14 protein-coding genes are annotated in these 16820 nt (G+C 58.4%); all 14 read left to right on the plus strand.

The window, feature by feature from the left end; genetic code table 11:
* The first annotated feature begins 100 nt into the window (after window positions 1-100).
* Complete coding sequence (locus IHE39_RS13705; RefSeq protein WP_192566848.1) at window positions 101-1291, plus strand: aminotransferase class V-fold PLP-dependent enzyme; 1191 nt, start codon at window positions 101-103, stop codon at window positions 1289-1291.
* Between the two features lie 10 nt (window positions 1292-1301).
* Window positions 1302-2267, plus strand: coding sequence for an HpcH/HpaI aldolase/citrate lyase family protein (locus IHE39_RS13710; RefSeq protein ID WP_184770562.1), 966 nt, complete (start codon window positions 1302-1304; stop codon window positions 2265-2267).
* Window positions 2268-2280: 13 nt separating this feature from the next.
* Window positions 2281-3465: a malate--CoA ligase subunit beta gene (locus IHE39_RS13715; RefSeq protein WP_184770563.1), complete on the plus strand. Its 1185-nt coding sequence runs from the start codon at window positions 2281-2283 to the stop codon at window positions 3463-3465.
* Between the two features lie 11 nt (window positions 3466-3476).
* Entirely contained in the window at window positions 3477-4376 is a 900-nt protein-coding gene (gene sucD / locus IHE39_RS13720) for a succinate--CoA ligase subunit alpha (RefSeq protein WP_184770564.1), read from the plus strand.
* Window positions 4377-4539: 163 nt separating this feature from the next.
* Window positions 4540-5508: a 2-hydroxyacid dehydrogenase gene (locus IHE39_RS13725; RefSeq protein WP_192566849.1), complete on the plus strand. Its 969-nt coding sequence runs from the start codon at window positions 4540-4542 to the stop codon at window positions 5506-5508.
* Window positions 5508-6809 (plus strand): glycerate kinase type-2 family protein, encoded by a 1302-nt coding sequence (locus IHE39_RS13730; RefSeq protein ID WP_192566850.1) that lies wholly within the window; start codon window positions 5508-5510, stop codon window positions 6807-6809. Before IHE39_RS13725 ends, IHE39_RS13730 begins: the two co-directional genes overlap by 1 nt.
* A 157-nt stretch (window positions 6810-6966) precedes the next feature.
* A complete protein-coding gene (locus IHE39_RS13735; protein ID WP_184770567.1) occupies window positions 6967-7707 on the plus strand; it encodes a helix-turn-helix domain-containing protein in 741 nt (246 codons plus the stop codon).
* Window positions 7708-8087: 380 nt separating this feature from the next.
* The gene (locus IHE39_RS13740) at window positions 8088-8951 is read left to right on the plus strand and encodes a rhamnan synthesis F family protein (protein ID WP_184770568.1); all 864 of its coding nucleotides are present in this window, start codon (window positions 8088-8090) and stop codon (window positions 8949-8951) included.
* Between the two features lie 572 nt (window positions 8952-9523).
* Window positions 9524-11968: a glycosyltransferase family 2 protein gene (locus IHE39_RS13745; protein WP_246471057.1), complete on the plus strand. Its 2445-nt coding sequence runs from the start codon at window positions 9524-9526 to the stop codon at window positions 11966-11968.
* Window positions 11969-12210: 242 nt separating this feature from the next.
* Window positions 12211-12819 (plus strand): class I SAM-dependent methyltransferase, encoded by a 609-nt coding sequence (locus IHE39_RS13750; protein WP_067967897.1) that lies wholly within the window; start codon window positions 12211-12213, stop codon window positions 12817-12819.
* A gap of 302 nt (window positions 12820-13121) precedes the next feature.
* Complete coding sequence (locus IHE39_RS30930) at window positions 13122-13559, plus strand: acyltransferase (RefSeq protein WP_312880869.1); 438 nt, start codon at window positions 13122-13124, stop codon at window positions 13557-13559.
* A complete protein-coding gene (locus tag IHE39_RS13760; protein WP_192566851.1) occupies window positions 13556-13969 on the plus strand; it encodes a sugar 3,4-ketoisomerase in 414 nt (137 codons plus the stop codon). The genes IHE39_RS30930 and IHE39_RS13760 overlap by 4 nt, the downstream gene beginning before the upstream one ends.
* Entirely contained in the window at window positions 13966-15081 is a 1116-nt protein-coding gene (locus IHE39_RS13765; protein WP_184770571.1) for a DegT/DnrJ/EryC1/StrS family aminotransferase, read from the plus strand. Before IHE39_RS13760 ends, IHE39_RS13765 begins: the two co-directional genes overlap by 4 nt.
* A gap of 561 nt (window positions 15082-15642) precedes the next feature.
* Entirely contained in the window at window positions 15643-16818 is a 1176-nt protein-coding gene (locus IHE39_RS13770) for a glycosyltransferase family 61 protein (RefSeq protein ID WP_192566852.1), read from the plus strand.
* Window positions 16819-16820 lie beyond the last annotated feature (2 nt).

Genomic DNA, 16820 nt, shown 5'->3' on the forward strand with positions numbered 1-16820 from the left:
CTATCCCGGCAGGTGTTGTGAGCCGGCAGTGCAAAACCGATCATCTTCCCGAAAGCCACAGACAGGCACTACGCCGCAACAGTTTTCGGGAGGACTTTTCATGGCCGGCTTCAATCAGCTTTTCGTTCCAGGACCGACCAATGTTCCGGAGAGTGTCCGGCAGGCGATGAACATGCCGATGGAGGACATGCGCGCTCCGGATTATCCTGCATTCACGCGTGGCCTGTTCACAGATCTGATGAAGGTCTTCCGCAACGAGACCGGCCGCGCCTTTATCTTCCCGTCCTCGGGCACCGGCGCCTGGGAATCGGCGATCACCAATACGCTCAGCCCCGGCGACCGCGTGCTGATGTCGCGTTTCGGCCAGTTCTCGCATCTGTGGGTCGACATGGCCGAGCGCTTCGGTCTCGACGTCGACGTCGTCGATGTGGAGTGGGGCACGGGCGTTCCGGTCGAGATCTATGCCGAGCGTCTGGCAGCCGACAAGGAACACCGCATCAAGGCGGTGTTCGTCACCCACAATGAAACCGCAACCGGCGTCACCAGCGATGTCGGCGCCGTGCGCGCCGCCCTTAACGCCGCCAAGCACCCGGCACTGCTGTTCGTCGATGGTGTGTCGTCGGTCGGGTCGATCGATTTCCGCCAGGAGGAGTGGGGTGTCGACTGCGCCGTGTCAGGCTCGCAGAAGGGCTTCATGCTGCCGCCCGGCCTAGGCTTCCTGTCGGTCAGCCAGAAGGCCCTGGATGCCGCCAAGACTGCCAAGTTCAGCCGCTGCTACTTCTCCTTCGAAGACCAGATCCGCGCCAACGACACCGGCTACTTCCCCTACACGCCGGCCGTCCAGTTGCTGCGCGGCCTGCGCGCCGCCCTCGACCTGATCCAGGAAGAAGGCCTCGACAACATCTTCGACCGTCACAACCGTCTGGCGACTGGCGTGCGCAAGGCTGTCGACGCATGGGGCCTGAAGGTCTGCGCCAAGGAGCCGAAGTGGCACTCCGACACGGTCAGCGCGATCCTCGTCCCCGAGGGCATCGACAGCGCCGAAGTCGTTCGCCGCGCCTATCACGGCTATCAGACCTCGCTCGGCGTCGGTCTCAGCAAGGTCGCCGGCAAGGTGTTCCGCATCGGCCATCTCGGCTGGGTCAATGAAGTGATGATGTGCGGTGCGATTTCGGCGGCCGAAATGTCGCTGCGCGACGTCGGCGTCAAGGTGCAACCGGGTTCCGGCGTCGGTGCAGCACTCGAGCACTACCGCCTGTCGGCACAGCCGGCCGTCGCTAAAGCAGCCTGAGGAGGATCGCATGAGCCATACACTCCACCACCTCCGCAAGCTGCGTCTGCAGCGCTCGGAGCTCGCCGTGCCGGGCTCCAATCCGGAGATGATCCGCAAGGCCGCCGATGGTGAAGCCGACTACATCTTCCTCGACATCGAGGATGCTGTGGCACCGCCTGATAAGGAACGCGCCCGCAAGAACATCATCCAGGCGCTCAACGAGATCGACTGGCGCGCCAAGGGCAAGACCATCTCGGTCCGCATCAACGGCCTCGACACCCACTACATGTACCGCGACGTGGTCGACGTGATGGAACAGGCCGGCGACAAACTCGACACCATCCTGGTGCCGAAGGTCGGCGTTCCCGCCGATCTTTACACTGTCGATGCCATGGTCAGCCAGATCGAGATGGCCAAGGGTTTCAAGACCCGTGTCGGCCTCGAGGCCTTGATCGAAACGGCACTTGGCATGGCCAATGTCGAGGCGATTGCTGCCTATGGCGGCCGGCTCGAGGCAATGCATTTCGGCGTCGCCGACTATGCCGCGAGCTGCAAGGCACGCACCGTCAGCATCGGCGGCCTCAACCCCGACTATCCCGGCGATCAGTGGCACGCCGCCCTGTCGCGCATGACAGTTGCCTGTCGTGCCTACGGCCTGCGTCCCATCGATGGTCCTTTCGGAGATTTCTCCGATCCGGAAGGTTACATCGCCGGTGCCAAACGCGCGGCGGCACTCGGCATTGAGGGCAAATGGGCAATCCATCCCTCGCAGATCGAACTCGCCAACGCCGTATTCTCGCCGCCGGAGAAGGAAGTCACCCGCGCCCGCCGCATCATCGAGGTGCTCAAGGAAGCCGAGGAGCAGGGCAAAGGCGCCGCAGCCCTCGACGGCAAGATGATCGACGCCGCATCCGAACGCATGGCCCGCAATGTGCTGGTCATGCATGACGCAATCGAGCAGTCGGCGCGGTCGCGCAACGGCCTGCCAAACTGAGGAGGAGTTCGACATGGATATTCATGAATATCAGGCCAAGGAACTGCTCGCGCGCTATTCGGTGCAGATCCCGCGTGGCGGCCTTGCCTACAGCCCGGAGCAGGCGACCTATCGCGCCAGCGAGATCGGCGGCGGCAAATGGGTGGTCAAGGCACAGATCCACTCCGGTGCCCGCGGCAAAGCCGGCGGCATTCGCATCTGCACCACCGACAACGAGGTCTCCGAGGCTGCCGAATCCATGCTCGGCCGCAAGCTGGTAACGCATCAGACCGGCCCCAAGGGCAAACTGGTGTCGCGTCTCTATGTCGAAGAAACCGTGGACATCCGCCAGGAGCTCTATCTCGGCATCGTTCTCGACCGCAAGTCGGAGCGCGTCATGATCGTGGCGTCGGCTTCCGGCGGCATGGAAATCGAGGAGATCGCCGAAAAGCAGCCTGACTCGATCATCCGCGCCATCGTCGATCCGGGCGCCGGCATGCAGCAGTTCCAGGCCCGCGAGATCGCCTTTGGCCTCGGCCTCGACAACAGCCTGATCGGCAAGGCCGTCGACACGCTGCTCGGCTGCTACCGTGTCTTCCGCGACTTCGATGCTTCGATGCTGGAGATCAACCCGCTTGTCATCACCAAGGACAGCAATCTGATCGCGCTCGACGCCAAGATGTCGTTCGACGAAAACGCGCTGTTCCGCCGCGCCGAGATTTCGGAGCTGCGCGACAAGTCGCAGGAAGATCCGCGCGAAACCTTCGCCAGCGACCGTGGCCTGTCTTATGTCGGCCTCGAAGGCAATATCGGCTGCATCATCAACGGCGCCGGCCTCGCCATGGCGACGATGGACATGATCAAGATCGCCGGCGGCGAGCCTGCGAACTTCCTCGACATCGGCGGCGGTGCATCGCCCGAGCGGGTCGCCAAGGCATTCCGTGCCGTATTGGCCGACAAGAACATCGAGACGATCCTGGTCAACATCTTCGCCGGCATCAACCGCTGCGACTGGGTGGCCGAGGGCGTCATCAAGGCAATCCGCGAGGTCGGCGTCAACGTGCCGCTGGTCGTGCGGCTCGCCGGAACCAATGTCGAGGAGGGCCGGCGCATTCTCGCCGAGTCGGGCGAAAAGGTGATCATCGCCGATACGCTCGCCGAGGCGGCCGAGAAATCGGTCGAAGCGATGCGCGCCTTCTCGAAATCGAAAAAGAACTAAGGGAGGTCGAAATGGCAGTTCTCTTGAATCGCCGGACGCGCGTCATCGTCCAGGGTCTGACCGGCAAGATCGGCTCGTTCCACGCCGACGACATGAAGCGCTACGGCACCAACGTGGTTGGCGGCGTCACCCCCGGCAAGGGTGGGCAGGTCCATCAGGGCATTCCAGTGTTCAACACCGTTCGTGGTGCGGTGCGCGAAACCGGTGCCGAAGCTTCCATCGTCTTCGTGCCGCCGCCCTTTGCGGCCGACTCGATCATGGAAGCGGCCGAGGCTGGCCTGAAGCTCTGCGTCTGCATCACCGACGGTATCCCCTCGCAGGACATGATGCGGGTCAAGCGCTACATGCGCCGCTTCCGCTACGAAGACCGCATGCGCCTTGTCGGCCCGAACTGCGCCGGCGTCATCACGCCCGGCCAGGCGCTGATGGGCATCATGCCCGGCAACATCTACCTGCCGGGACGCGTCGGCATCGTCGGTCGTTCGGGTACCCTCGGCTATGAGGCTGCGTCGCAGATGAAGGCGCTCGGCATCGGTGTTTCGACTTCGGTCGGCATCGGCGGCGACCCGATCAACGGCTCGTCCTTCAAAGACATCCTCAAGCTGTTCGAGGATGATCCCGAGACCGACGCCGTGGTGATGATCGGCGAGATCGGTGGTCCGCAGGAAGCCGAAGCCGCAGAATGGGCAAGGCACAACATGCGCAAGCCGCTGATTGCCTATATCGCGGGTCTTTCGGCACCGAAGGGCAAGCGCATGGGCCATGCTGGCGCCATCATCTCGGCCTTCGGCGAATCCGCCCAGGAAAAGGTCGAAATCCTGCGCGAGGCCGGTGTGACCATCGTGCCGACCCCGGCCGCCTTCGGTCCGACCGTTGCCGGTGTGCTGGAGCAGCAGAAGAAGGCCGCCTGACCCGGCCTTCGGGGAGCCGGCGCCGACCGGCTCCCTTCTGCCCGACGCTGCGCCGGCCGATTATCGATGATCCATCGCATGATGTGTCGTTTCGAACTGCTAGAATGTGTCATGCGCGCCCAGCCGGGATGCGCGGTGTTCCAAGCATGACCAGGGAATTGAAATGAAACCTCGCGTTATCGTCACCCGCCGCTGGCCCGCGGCAGTCGAGCAGATCCTGGCGGAGCGCTTCGACACGACCTTCAACCAGGGCGATGCCCCGCTGGGCCCGACCGAGCTCAAGGCGGCGTTCCTGAACTTTGATGCGATCTTGCCGACCGTCAGCGACAAGCTGCCGGCGTCGATTTTCCCTGATGCCGACATCCGTACCAAGCTGCTCGCCAATTTCGGTGTCGGCTTCAGCCACATCGATACCGATGCCGCACGTGCCCGCGGCATCGCCGTGACCAACACGCCAGGTGTGCTGACCGACTGCACCGCCGACATCGGCATGAGCCTACTGCTTTCGGTGGCTCGGCGGGCAGGCGAGGGCGAGCGCCAGCTTCGGGCCGGTCAATGGACAGGCTGGTGCCCGACCCACATGATTGGCACCAAGGTCACCGGCAAAACGATCGGCATCATCGGCATGGGCCGCATCGGCAAGGCGATGGCCAAGCGCGCGCATTTCGGCTTCGACATGGAAGTGGTCTTCTACAATCGCTCGAAGGTCGATGACGAGGAAACCCGCGCCATGGGCGCGCGCCAGCTGGCGACCATTGAAGATGTGCTGGCGCAGTCGGATTTCGTCTCGCTGCATTGCCCCGGCGGGGCTGAGAACCGGCACCTGATCAATGCCGAACGCCTCGCTTCGATGAAGCGCGGCGCCTTCCTGATCAACACGGCGCGTGGCGACGTGGTCGACCAGAAGGCGCTGGTCGCAGCGCTCGACAGCGGCACCATCGCCGGCGCCGGCCTCGACGTCTATGACGGTGAGCCTGACGTACCCGGCGCGCTGATGCGCATGGAAAATGTGGTGTTGTTGCCGCATCTGGGCAGTGCCACCGAAGAAACCCGCGTGGCCATGGGCATGAAGGCAGTGGACAATCTGACCGCCTTCTTCGAAGGCCGCGCCTTGCCCGACAAGGTGGTGTGATGCAAAGCGACTGCTCGGTTTCGGCACTGGTCAAGCTTCGCCAGCAGGCAACCGCCCTGTTTCGCGAAGGCATCGCGGCTTCCGATCCCGAGCAGGCGGTGATCTCCGCGCTCGAAACGCGGCTCGATGATATCGCGGCCGCCGAGCGGGTGATCCTGATTGCCTTTGGCAAGGCGGCCTGTCCAATGGCACGTGCGGCCCTTCCGTTCGTGGCAGGCAAGCTGCATTCCGCATGCGCGGTGACCAACTCTGAAAATCTGGCTGAAATCGCAGGCGTCGAGGTGATATCAGGCGGCCACCCGCTGCCCGACGAAGGCAGCGTGAAAGGCGCGGATGCGATCGAGGCTGCAGCGCGCGCGGCCGCGCCGGGCGATCTGGTTCTTGTGCTGGTGAGCGGCGGTGGCTCGGCACTGACTTGCGCGCCGGCACCTGGTATAGCGCTTGCCGACAAGATCGCCCTCAATGACATGCTGATCCGCTGCGGTGCCGAAATCAGCGAGATCAACGCGGTCAGGCAATTGTTCTCGCGCCTGAAAGGCGGACGCCTCGCGCAGCTCGCAGCGCGGGCCAAGGTGCTGTCCCTCATTTTGTCCGATGTGCCCGGCGATGACGTCGGCACGATCGCCAGTGGGCCGACAGCGCGGCCTTCGGCCACCCAGGCGGAGGCGCTCGCTGTTCTTGACCGCTACAGTCTCAACTACATCTTGCCGCCGGCGCTGAAAGCGCATCTCGGCCAACTGGTCGACAACGCGCAAGCCCCTGTTACCTTCGATCATGTCGACAACATCGTCATCGGTTCCAATGGCATCAGCCTGCAGAGGGTGATGAGCAGTGCCGAGGCCAACTATCCGGTCGTTGTCAAAGCGGACGACTGGCTGAGCGGTGATGTCTCCGATGTCGCCAAAACCCTGCACCGCATGGCGGTGTTTGCGGCAAATCAGCGTGGACCGGTGGCGATCGTCGCTGGCGGCGAGCCGACGGTGCGGGTCGCCGGCAACGGCAAGGGCGGCCGCAATCAGGAACTGGCGCTGCGCTTTGCGTTGCTGAATGAATGGACGTCGATCAAGCGCCCATGGGTATTCCTGAGTGGCGGCACCGACGGGCGCGACGGTCCGACCGATGCGGCAGGGGGCATTGTCGATCCGGGATCGACCACCTGGATGCGCAAGCTGGGCTGCAACCCGGTGGCGCTGTTGCAGAACAACGACTCGTATCACGCGCTGGCATCGTCGGGCGATCTGCTGATGACCGGTGCCACCGGCACCAATGTCGCCGACCTGCAAATACTGCTGATGCAATAGCTGCATCTGCGCTTTTCGTAACCTGTTCAGTTGACGTGCTGCCGACAGCTACCCTGTTGGCAGCACTGCTACGTTTGTCAGAATCTGTTGAACGCGCCGCTGAAAATGTTTACTCTCGGTGAAATAGATTCAGCGAGCAGAGGCAGGCGGCATCGATATGAGCAAGGCTAAGGCGGCAGAAAAGAACGGGCATTCGAAAAAGAATGGCAAGGCCATGTCGGCTGCGGTTTCAGCCGGCGCCGCAAAGTCCGCTCTGGCTCACGTTTCGCCGCCGCTGCACCAGGATCCGCACGCCGTTCGTGACACGCGCGAGAAGGTGCTGGAGGTGGCGATCGGTCACGAGGTTCGCGCCTTCCGCAAGAAGCTTGGCATTACGGTTGCCGATCTTGCTTCTGCCACCGACATTTCGCTCGGCATGCTGTCGAAGATCGAAAACGGCATCACTTCACCATCGCTGACGACGCTGCAGGCGCTGTCGCGGGCACTTGGCGTGCCGGTCACCGCCTTCTTCCGTCGCTTTGAAGAGGAACGTAACGCCGTTTTCGTCAAGTCGGGCGAGGGCGTCGATGTCGAACGCCGCGGCACGCGTGCCGGACACCAGTATACGCTGCTCGGCCATATCGGCTCCGACACTTCAGGCGTGACTGTCGAGCCCTATCTCATCACCTTGTCAGAGGACTCCGATGTCTTCCCGACGTTCCAGCATGACGGCATGGAGTTCCTCTATATGCTGGAAGGCGAGGTCGTTTACCGCCACAGCAATAATCTCTACCGCATGACCCCGGGCGACAGCCTGTTCTTCGATGCCGATGCGCCGCACGGCCCCGAAGAGCTGACCCATTTGCCGATCAAATATCTGTCGATCATTTCTTATCCGCGCGGCCGCGGCGGCGACTGAAGGCGGCGAGGCGAGATTGAAGTTTTTTCTCCCTCGCCCAGCCTGATCACTTTGCTTCTATGGTTTTGTCGACCTGCGCCTCGAAGGCAGAGGTCACAGGTCCGAATCCTGGATCCCGACAGGAATCGAATCTGTGCCTGCAGATTAGGAGTTTGGTTCAAAGTTGAATCGCTCCATCCGAGATTGGCTGCGAGACTGTCGCGACGCTGGAAACGCCGGTCAAGGCCTTGGCGCCAACCCGCCTTGACCTTGACCGGCTCCGCCGTGAAGCCACATGCAATGAAGCCACCCGGCGAATTGTCCGGTAGGGCAGGAGAGAGGCAAGGCTCTGGTGATGGGTGGACAGGAAAATGCTGCAGTACAGGTGGGAGTAGAATTCTATGCTGGTTAGTGAAGTCTACTCAACCGGAGCTGCTGCTATCGTCGTCCATGCCTTTTATCCAGACGTGTTCGAGAAAATCCTTGATTTGGTTTGCTTGCTACCAAAGCAGCATAAGTTGTTTGTCACTACCGTGGCCGAGCATGAGGCCATAATACAACAAATGCTTGAACAATCAGGGCGCGTGTATTCATTCCGGGTAATGAAGAACCGCGGGCGGGATGTCTTGCCTTTCCTCAAGATTTTTCCGCAAATACGGGCGCAAGGTTTCAATATCGTCGTCAAGTTGCACACTAAGAAATCTCCGCACCGTGGCGACGGACATTTGTGGGCGAGAGACATTCATACGCAGTTGCTCAATAGTGCGACGCTCGCGCGGGCCGTCGAAGCCTTTGCTGTCGATTCTTCTCTCGGCATGCTTGGGCCTGAGGGACATTTTGTCTCAATGTCCGCTTATCTCGGCGCCAACAAATGCAAGGTACTTTCGATTGGCTCGCGACTGGGTCTAAGCGAGCAAGAAATTCAACAGGGTGGTTTCTTCGCGGGCACGATGTTTATGGCTCGGGCGGATGCGTTCGATCCTCTTGTGAGGCTAGCCTTTGATGACGAGGAATTCGAGCCTGAAGCAGGGCAGACTGATGGAACATTGGCTCATGCTCTGGAGCGTGCGATGGCCTTGAGTGTCACAGTTTCCGGAATGAGAATTGCGTCAGTCGCTGAGCCAGCGTCTTGGCCAACCATAAACAGACACTATGTTTTCGCCAAAAAGAAGCAGATAATTCGAGGCCTTTTTAAAAAGTGCGTTCGTTGCTACCAGCTTGGACTCAAGCGAATGCAATCTTTCGTGCGTTCGGGACGAATATGACTGGTCGGGATGGACAACGCTATCGGATCCATCAACGAGATCGGAGCCTTATGATGTCGCTGCTTTTGAAGGTTGAGTAAACGCGAACGCGCCATCGCCTATGGAAGTAGGGTCTGAACGAGAATCGTCGCCCCTCCTGAAGGCCTGTGGGGAGCTGTCTGCTACGACTGGGCAGCGCAGTGGGGCGGAGGCTCACGATGCCGTCGCTTCGCCGTCTAGATTACCGATTCCGTCGGACTTTCTCGGCTACGCCTTTGTTTCGCGACACCACTGGTACCTATCTGCCGAGCCAGACCTAACGATCCATGCCGCGCGACGACTAAACAAAGCGGGGTAGGTCGCTCATAAGTGCCGAAAGGTCTGACCATGCTATCGAGTGGTGGTTCACGGATCGGTTCATCGTTCCGGAGACGCGTTGTGCGCACCTGTTGAAATCAACCGGTTTCGAGCCGGACTGGGCGGGTATCTTCTTCCATGGTGGTAATTACCTGTGGACATCAGGCCACCTTGACAAAGCTCATGCGAGCTTGCACTCGGGGAAGGGAATTCACCACAATTGAGCTTTTACATCTATGTGGCTCGCAAATCACCCGGGCAACGACGTGACCGCATACGAGACTACTGCCACAAGCACCCCTTTGGTATCCGTCCTGATCCCCGCTCACAACGAGGCAGACCATATCGCTGGAGCAATAGAGTCCGTTCTGTATCAGAAAACTCGTTTTCCGGTGGAGATCCTCATCATTGACGATGGGTCAACCGACCGAACGGCCGAGATCGCCGAGTCTTACGCGTCCCGACATCGCAACATTAAGGTTCTTCAGAACAAGGCGAAGAAGGGAAAGGGCTATTCCATCCGGCGCGCCTACAATCAAGCGCGGGGTAGGTTCGTCCATGTGCTCGATGCGGACGACATCTTCTCAAATTGGGACAAATTGCAGCGGCAAGTAGACATACTGCGTAGGCGGACCGATTGCTTTGCAGTGGCGCACAACACACTATTCCTGACGCAGGATGATCGGGTCAGGATCGTGCCAGGATGTACCGCCGACACGGTCTTTCGCTACACAGATTGTCACCAGAATAAATTTTACTGCCACACCTCGAGCTATTTGTTCCGGCGGCTGGACACGGGCCTTCCCGCCTATTTTGAGCGCGAGACCATGCGAGGCGACACCGCGCTATTTTTCTTCCATGCTTTTGCGACGCGCAAATCAGTCTATGTGATGAAACAGGTGATGAGTGTCTACAACATCCATGGGCAGGGTATTTGGACCAGCCTGGATCAGCGCGCTAAAGACGACTTTAATATCGCGATCCTTCGGGATCTCCAGACCCTTGTAGTACAAGACCCCGAGCGGCCCGAACACAAAAGCCTAGAGAAACGGATCGACTGGGCTGAAAAGAAGAGGCTGGCTGCCGTCACCGCATCCGACGCCCTGGATTTTCGCAGCGGTGACGAACTCGTCCGCGAATGTGAGCGCACTGCGGCCAAAATCTTCCTGCCCGAGATACGAGCCCGCGCCTTCCAGGCAATGTACTCGCTGCCGGACGTAGACACACTTATGGAAACGGTCGGACGGACTGTACTTTTGCGAGAAGGGTTCCACCTTGCCGGACGGCGGCACGACGCGCGCAAGGTCGTGCTGCTCGTGTCCGGCTTTGTGCCGAACGGCGGCGGCGTGTTCCGCGAGATTAAAGAAATCGTAGGCGAGTTGTTGAGCAGCGGTTTCAGGATCGACATCCTTAGCTCCGGCAAGATTGACACGGACCGGAAAATCATCGACGCCCATTTCGCCCATCCCGCCATCACATATCGGCAGGTCGACAGGGCGGGCTCGCTGCTTGCCCAGATTGGCGAGGCACTCCGCTTTTTGGCCGAGGCTGCACCTGACCGAATTTACCCGTTCATCACACATCACGATGTGGTCGGGCTTGCAGCCATGCAGCGAGGGCTGGGGCGAGAGATCGTGTTCGACTACGTCTACGACCACGGGCTGTCGCTCGGGGTGCACAGCAGCGCGATTGATCGGATCGTGGCGAAGACACACACACAAGCCTCGGCCTTGGCCCCCGTGATAGATCCATCGCGGATCGTGCAACTCGCACCGTTTTTCACCGATCGTTTTGATGAGAACCCTTACCGCCCGCTGGTCAATGGAATACTGACAACGGCATCGGCGGCCGCCCGGCCCTACAAGGTGGAGTCCGAGTACCGGTATGCCTACTTCGACGTGATACTTTCTGCCCTCTCGGCGGTGAATATGCGGCACATCCACTACGGCCCATTATCTCCTGACGTAGTAGCGGAATTCTTGGACAGGCTGCGTGCAGCGCGCGTGCCCGAGGATCGTTTCGTCCATATCCCTTGGGCCGACGATCTTGGTGGCAGTCTTCTCAGGAGTGGCGTCGACCTGTTCATTGCGCCCTTCCCCATCTGTTCGGCTCGGATCGGTATAGAGGTGATGTGCTGCGGTATCCCCAGCCTGAACCATCGCTCCAGCGTTCCCGGCCTGCCCGAGGCCGGCGATTTTGTCGACCCAGTGCAACCGGGGTGGACATCGCCCGAAGATCTGATCGTCAGTTTATCACAAATGAACGCCACGCGACTTCAGGCGCTCTCGTGCTCGACCCGAGCCTATTTCAGTGCACAGAATTCGTCATCTATATCTTTACGCCGCTTCGTGGATGGCGCATTCGATGCGCCACAGATCTCTCCCTATCCGCGCTTTACGCTGGATGACCTTGCGCTCGAACCATTCTTCGACAGTCGGATAGCAGAGGAGCGCAACAACGGTTCGGCGGAGGGCCGCGACAGTCGCCCGGCAAGTGTCAGTCTTCTGGCAAGGGATTGTCGCCCGGCGGGAGACAGTCGTCCAGCAGAGGACAGTCGTCCGGCAGAGGAGCGGGCTATGTATCAAGAAATCGAGCAGCGCCCGCTCAAGTTCTGGCACCGAACGCCCAATCGCCGACGTGTGCGGGCAGCGTTCTACTGGTTTTTGAGACGACGCTCCTGAAAAGCTTGGGCCGGGCTCGCCGGGAAACTGTCAGGGGTCGCGGCCGGCCTGTCATCTGATATGCTCACTATGTCCGCCCGTTAGCAGGTGGCGAAGCGCGCGGGACGGATCGCCAACAGCGGCGCCAGTTGCTTGGCTCGCTGGCGCTGCACATCCTTTAAGGATTATCTGAATGGCGGATACGATGATCGGATTGGAAATAGGGTCTCGTTGAGAAAACCTACAGGGGATCAAAATAGGACATGCTTGAACGAATCGGACCGGACAACCCGACCATCTCCCGCCCAGCGCCGGGGATCGAAGAGCGCATTGCGAGCCTATTGGAGCAAGCTCCCGATGCCGCAGTGGCCGAAATTGGCGTGGGCATCGGAGCCACCACCCAAGCTATTGCCAAGACGATGAAGGGACGAGGCAAACTCCACATCTTCGACTTTCAAGATTCCGTTGATGAGTTGAAGGCGGACCTCAACGGACTCGGGTTCTTCAATGTCGTGGCTCACGGCAATACGCGGCGTCATTGGGACAGCTACCATTGGTCGCTTGCCAAGCTTCTCGATGCCATGCGCTGCCCGATTTTCGATTACGCATACCTCGATGGCTCACATCTGCTGCTGCACGATTTACCGGCGTTCGTGATTCTCGATAAGTTGGTGAAGCCTGGCGGCTTTATTGAGTTCGACGATTACGGATGGAAGTTCGAGAACTCGACATGGATGAAAGCTACTCGGCACGAATACATCACCGACGAGCATGCAGCGGTACCAAACATTAAAATGCTAGTTGATCTCTTCGTGAAGGGCAATCCGAACTACCGAATGGTGACGACCAACCGCCTGTTCCAGAGACTCTGAACGTGGCCTATAGCGAGCGGCGGCTCAGTGACGATAGCTATCGGGAACGGCTGCTCGCGAGCAGTTTAGTTGTCCGCGACCGGGTCAGAGATTACCTTTCGCCGAGACGTTCGTGCTCATGCCAACGTAAATCCTGCGCTGACGTCACAATGGGCACAAACGTATGCGGCCACAGGCAATCCGGGCGCACTCCGCCGCTGCAGTGGTTGTGTGCAACCACCATTTGCGGCACATGAGAGCCTCTATATGATTCTACCAGGAGCTTAGTATTGAATAACGTCTTCCTCCATTCCAGTTCTGACGTGCAAACGTCACATATAGGAGATGGAACCAGAATCTGGCAGTATGTTGTCGTACTTCCGGGCGCGCAAATTGGTCGTGAAGTTAACATTTGCTCACATTGTTTTGTTGAGAATAATGTCAGGGTAGGTGATCGCGTGACTATCAAGAGCGGCGTGCAACTCTGGGATGGGGTTCACTTGGAGGACGATGTGTTTGTGGGGCCGAACGTCACATTCACCAACGATCGATACCCTCGAAGCAAGAACCATTCTGCGGTTCTTTTGACAACAATTGTTAAGGCAGGTGCCTCCATAGGGGGGGGTGCCACCATTTTGCCTGGAATTGAGATTGGCAAGGGTGCGATCGTTGGAGCGGGCGCTGTCGTCACGAGGTCCGTTCCTGACTACGCGACTGTTGTTGGAAACCCAGCACGACCTGTGAGATCGCTTGGCCAATGAGTATAGATAAGTGCCATATCGTCGATCTGCCGAAAATCGCCGACTCACGCGGAAACCTTACCTTTATCGAAGGCCAGCGCCATGTGCCTTTCGACATACGGCGGGTCTACTACCTCTACGATGTGCCGGGGGGCGCTGAACGTGGTGGTCATGCCCACAAGCAACTGTCTCAGCTCATTGTGGCGATGGCGGGAAGCTTTGATATAGTAATAAACGATGGAATTAAAGAAAAGAGAATACATCTCAATCGTTCGTACAAAGGCCTTTACATTTGCCCCATGATTTGGCGAGAACTGGATAATTTCTCGTCTGGAGCTGTCTGCATGGTGCTTGCGTCAAATTTGTATGACGAATCTGATTACTACAGAGAGTATTCTACTTTTCTTGAAGCTATTCAAGGCAAGACATGACGATCCCTTTTTTGAATCTAGCTGCTGCCTACCAAGAACTCAAAGTGGAGATAGACGCAGCTGTATCGCGTGTACTTGATAGTGGCTGGTATATTCTTGGGCCGGAAGTCGACGCATTCGAGTCAGACTTCGCAGACTACTGTGAAGCCGCATATGCGGTCGGCGTCGGTAACGGCCTTGACGCCCTTGTTATCGGCTTGCGCGCGCTGGGTGTTGGTCCAGGCGATGAAGTGATCGTTCCATCGAATACGTTCATTGCGACATGGCTCGCCGTTTCGTCGGTTGGAGCTAAGTTGATACCGGTCGAGCCGGATTTGGCCACCTGCAACCTTGATCCAAAGCGTACTGCCTCCGCGATTACCAGCCGGACCAAGGCAATCATTCCGGTACACCTCTACGGCGCGCCATGTGACATGGATCCGATTATCGCTCTTGCGCGTGAGAAGGGCCTTTCTGTTATTGAAGACGCAGCGCAGGCACATGGGGCGCGATACCGCGGCAGGCGCATTGGAAGCCACAGTGACCTAGTCTGTTGGAGCTTCTACCCAGGCAAGAACCTTGGCGCCATGGGTGACGGAGGGGCAATCACGACCAACCGTCCGGAACTTGCCGATCGATTGCGCGTATTGCGAAATTACGGATCACGCGAGAAGTATCGGAACGACGTCAAGGGAATGAACACTAGGCTAGACCCGATTCAGGCGGCAATCCTCAGGGTCAAATTAAAGCATCTCGATGCATGGAACGCCCGCCGTCGAAAAATTGCGGACTTCTATCTTGCAGCGCTCAAGGGAAGCAGTCTCGTATTGCCGCAGAATCCGGATTGGTCTGAACCGGTGTGGCATCTGTTTGTTGTTCGCTCGCGACAGCGGGACGCCCTTATGGCGCACTTGAGTAAACAGGGGATCTCGGCACTGGTTCATTACCCAATCCCACCCCATAGGCAGCAGGCCTACGCCGTCGACGGATTCAGTAGCGATGCATTTGGAGTGAGTGACGCCATGTCGGATCAGGTGGTTAGCCTGCCCATAGGCCCTCATATGTCAGAGCAGGATGCACGGAAGGTAACCAGCGTCGTGCTCGATTTTGAGAACGGCACGGCGCGTATGTAAAATTACGCGTAATTCTGGAATGCAGATCTTAAAGAGGCGGTCTACGCGAATTGCGGTGGCGCAGGCGGCCCGCGACTACGAAGGTATCGCCCCTACGATCCGCCGGCGGCCGCCGGTAAATTGTGCGTCGTCAAGTCCTCCTGTTCCAAAGGTTCCGCTGCGACAGCAGCAAAGATAGAGTCTTGATCGCATGCTGCGAGCCGAGTAAGGCAAAGAAAACTTCTGTCCGAAGAGACGGTGAGGAGCGGGACACTGACCTGCACTGGAAATGGTTCGCAGAGAGATTACTGGCGCCAGCACATAACTGGGGCTGTTCACAATCGGATCCCGTTCGATCATGATCTAGGTTGGCGGGCGAACGCATTTAGCCTGGCCATTCGGCCTACCTCGACTTGAGGCTACGAAAAGGTCATCGCCCTCACCAATTCGCGTCTTGAGTGGCTTGTAGGGATCGTTCAAAGAATGTCCATATTACTCAAGATTAAGAATTGGGCAAAGGCAAAGTACAAGAAGAAGCGGAACAAAATGTTGCGGTGGTATCTGAACCCCGCGAATACTTCGTTGGCCAAGGTTCATTTTTCGGCGTGTCTAACGACAGTTATGAGGATTTTGTATCCGGAATACAGATTGCTTCCGATTTCCAAGATCGGTACGTCTGGCCATGACGTCAGTAAAATGTGGCCGGCCTTTAGTGGTAAAGCTTTTGCTCCGAAATCTATTGGCAAGCAAGCGCGAAGCAACGCCTATACATTTCCGACGGTCACCGCGCGGAGATTTGCAAATGCGACTGTCTGCGGTACAGCATCAGCATTTGTTTGTGGGGACGAGGCACTTTTGCCTGATTACTATGTTGCTACCCCCCAAGCATTGATAGAAGATGGTACGTTGTTGTTTGCGCAACTACACTCACAAGCTATGGTGCGCCACAGGCCGTATGACAGGATCGAAAAGGGAATATGCGTATTCGGATCCGGGGCCACGAATTGGTATCACTGGCTGATCGAAATTCTTCCCGCAGCGGGCTATGCTCAGTCGTTGTGCGAACAGTTCGACGCCTATCCCCTACTTGTCCCAGAGTCTTGTCTGCAAAGGCCGACTTTTCGGGACTCGCTTCTAGCCGTCGCCCCTGACTGTCAGTTCAAGCCAATGAAGCCGGACCTGCTCTATCAGGTCGAGGATCTTGTTGTAATTGACAGCCCTGTCAGGGGCCCAATGAATTTCACGAAAGGCCAATGGCCCAAAATCACAGATTATGCTCAGCACGATCCTGCGCTGCTGGCCCATCGCAGGCTAATTCTGGACAGCCTGGAAATCCCTTCCCAAACTGCGGGACGGCGGATATTCCTTGCGCGTGACAATGTTCGCCGTGCGTACAATCAGGAAGAACTGTTGGCGGTCGCTGCCGACTTTGGCTTTGAAGCCGTCTATCCTGAGATGATGACGTTTCGCGAACAGGTAGAGCTCTTTCACAGCGCTAGCCTCATAGTTGGGGCTTCCGGAGCAGCTTTCGCGAACATGATTTTTTGCCAAGCAGGGACGCGGGCCTTAACTTGGATCATTCCACAATATGACGAATTCTGTTGCTATTCTAATCTTGCAGGGCTTGTCGGAGCGGATCTAAATTACCTTTTTGTTTCCTCTGCAGTGAATATCACCTCTTCATTTGAGGCCTACAGCGCCGCATATAACGTGGATCCGATCGAGCTAAAGTCGGCCTTGATCGCCCTGAATTTCTGAGG

Origin of the sequence: Aminobacter carboxidus, assembly GCF_014863355.1 — a bacterium.
In the GTDB taxonomy this organism is placed as follows: domain Bacteria; phylum Pseudomonadota; class Alphaproteobacteria; order Rhizobiales; family Rhizobiaceae; genus Aminobacter; species Aminobacter carboxidus.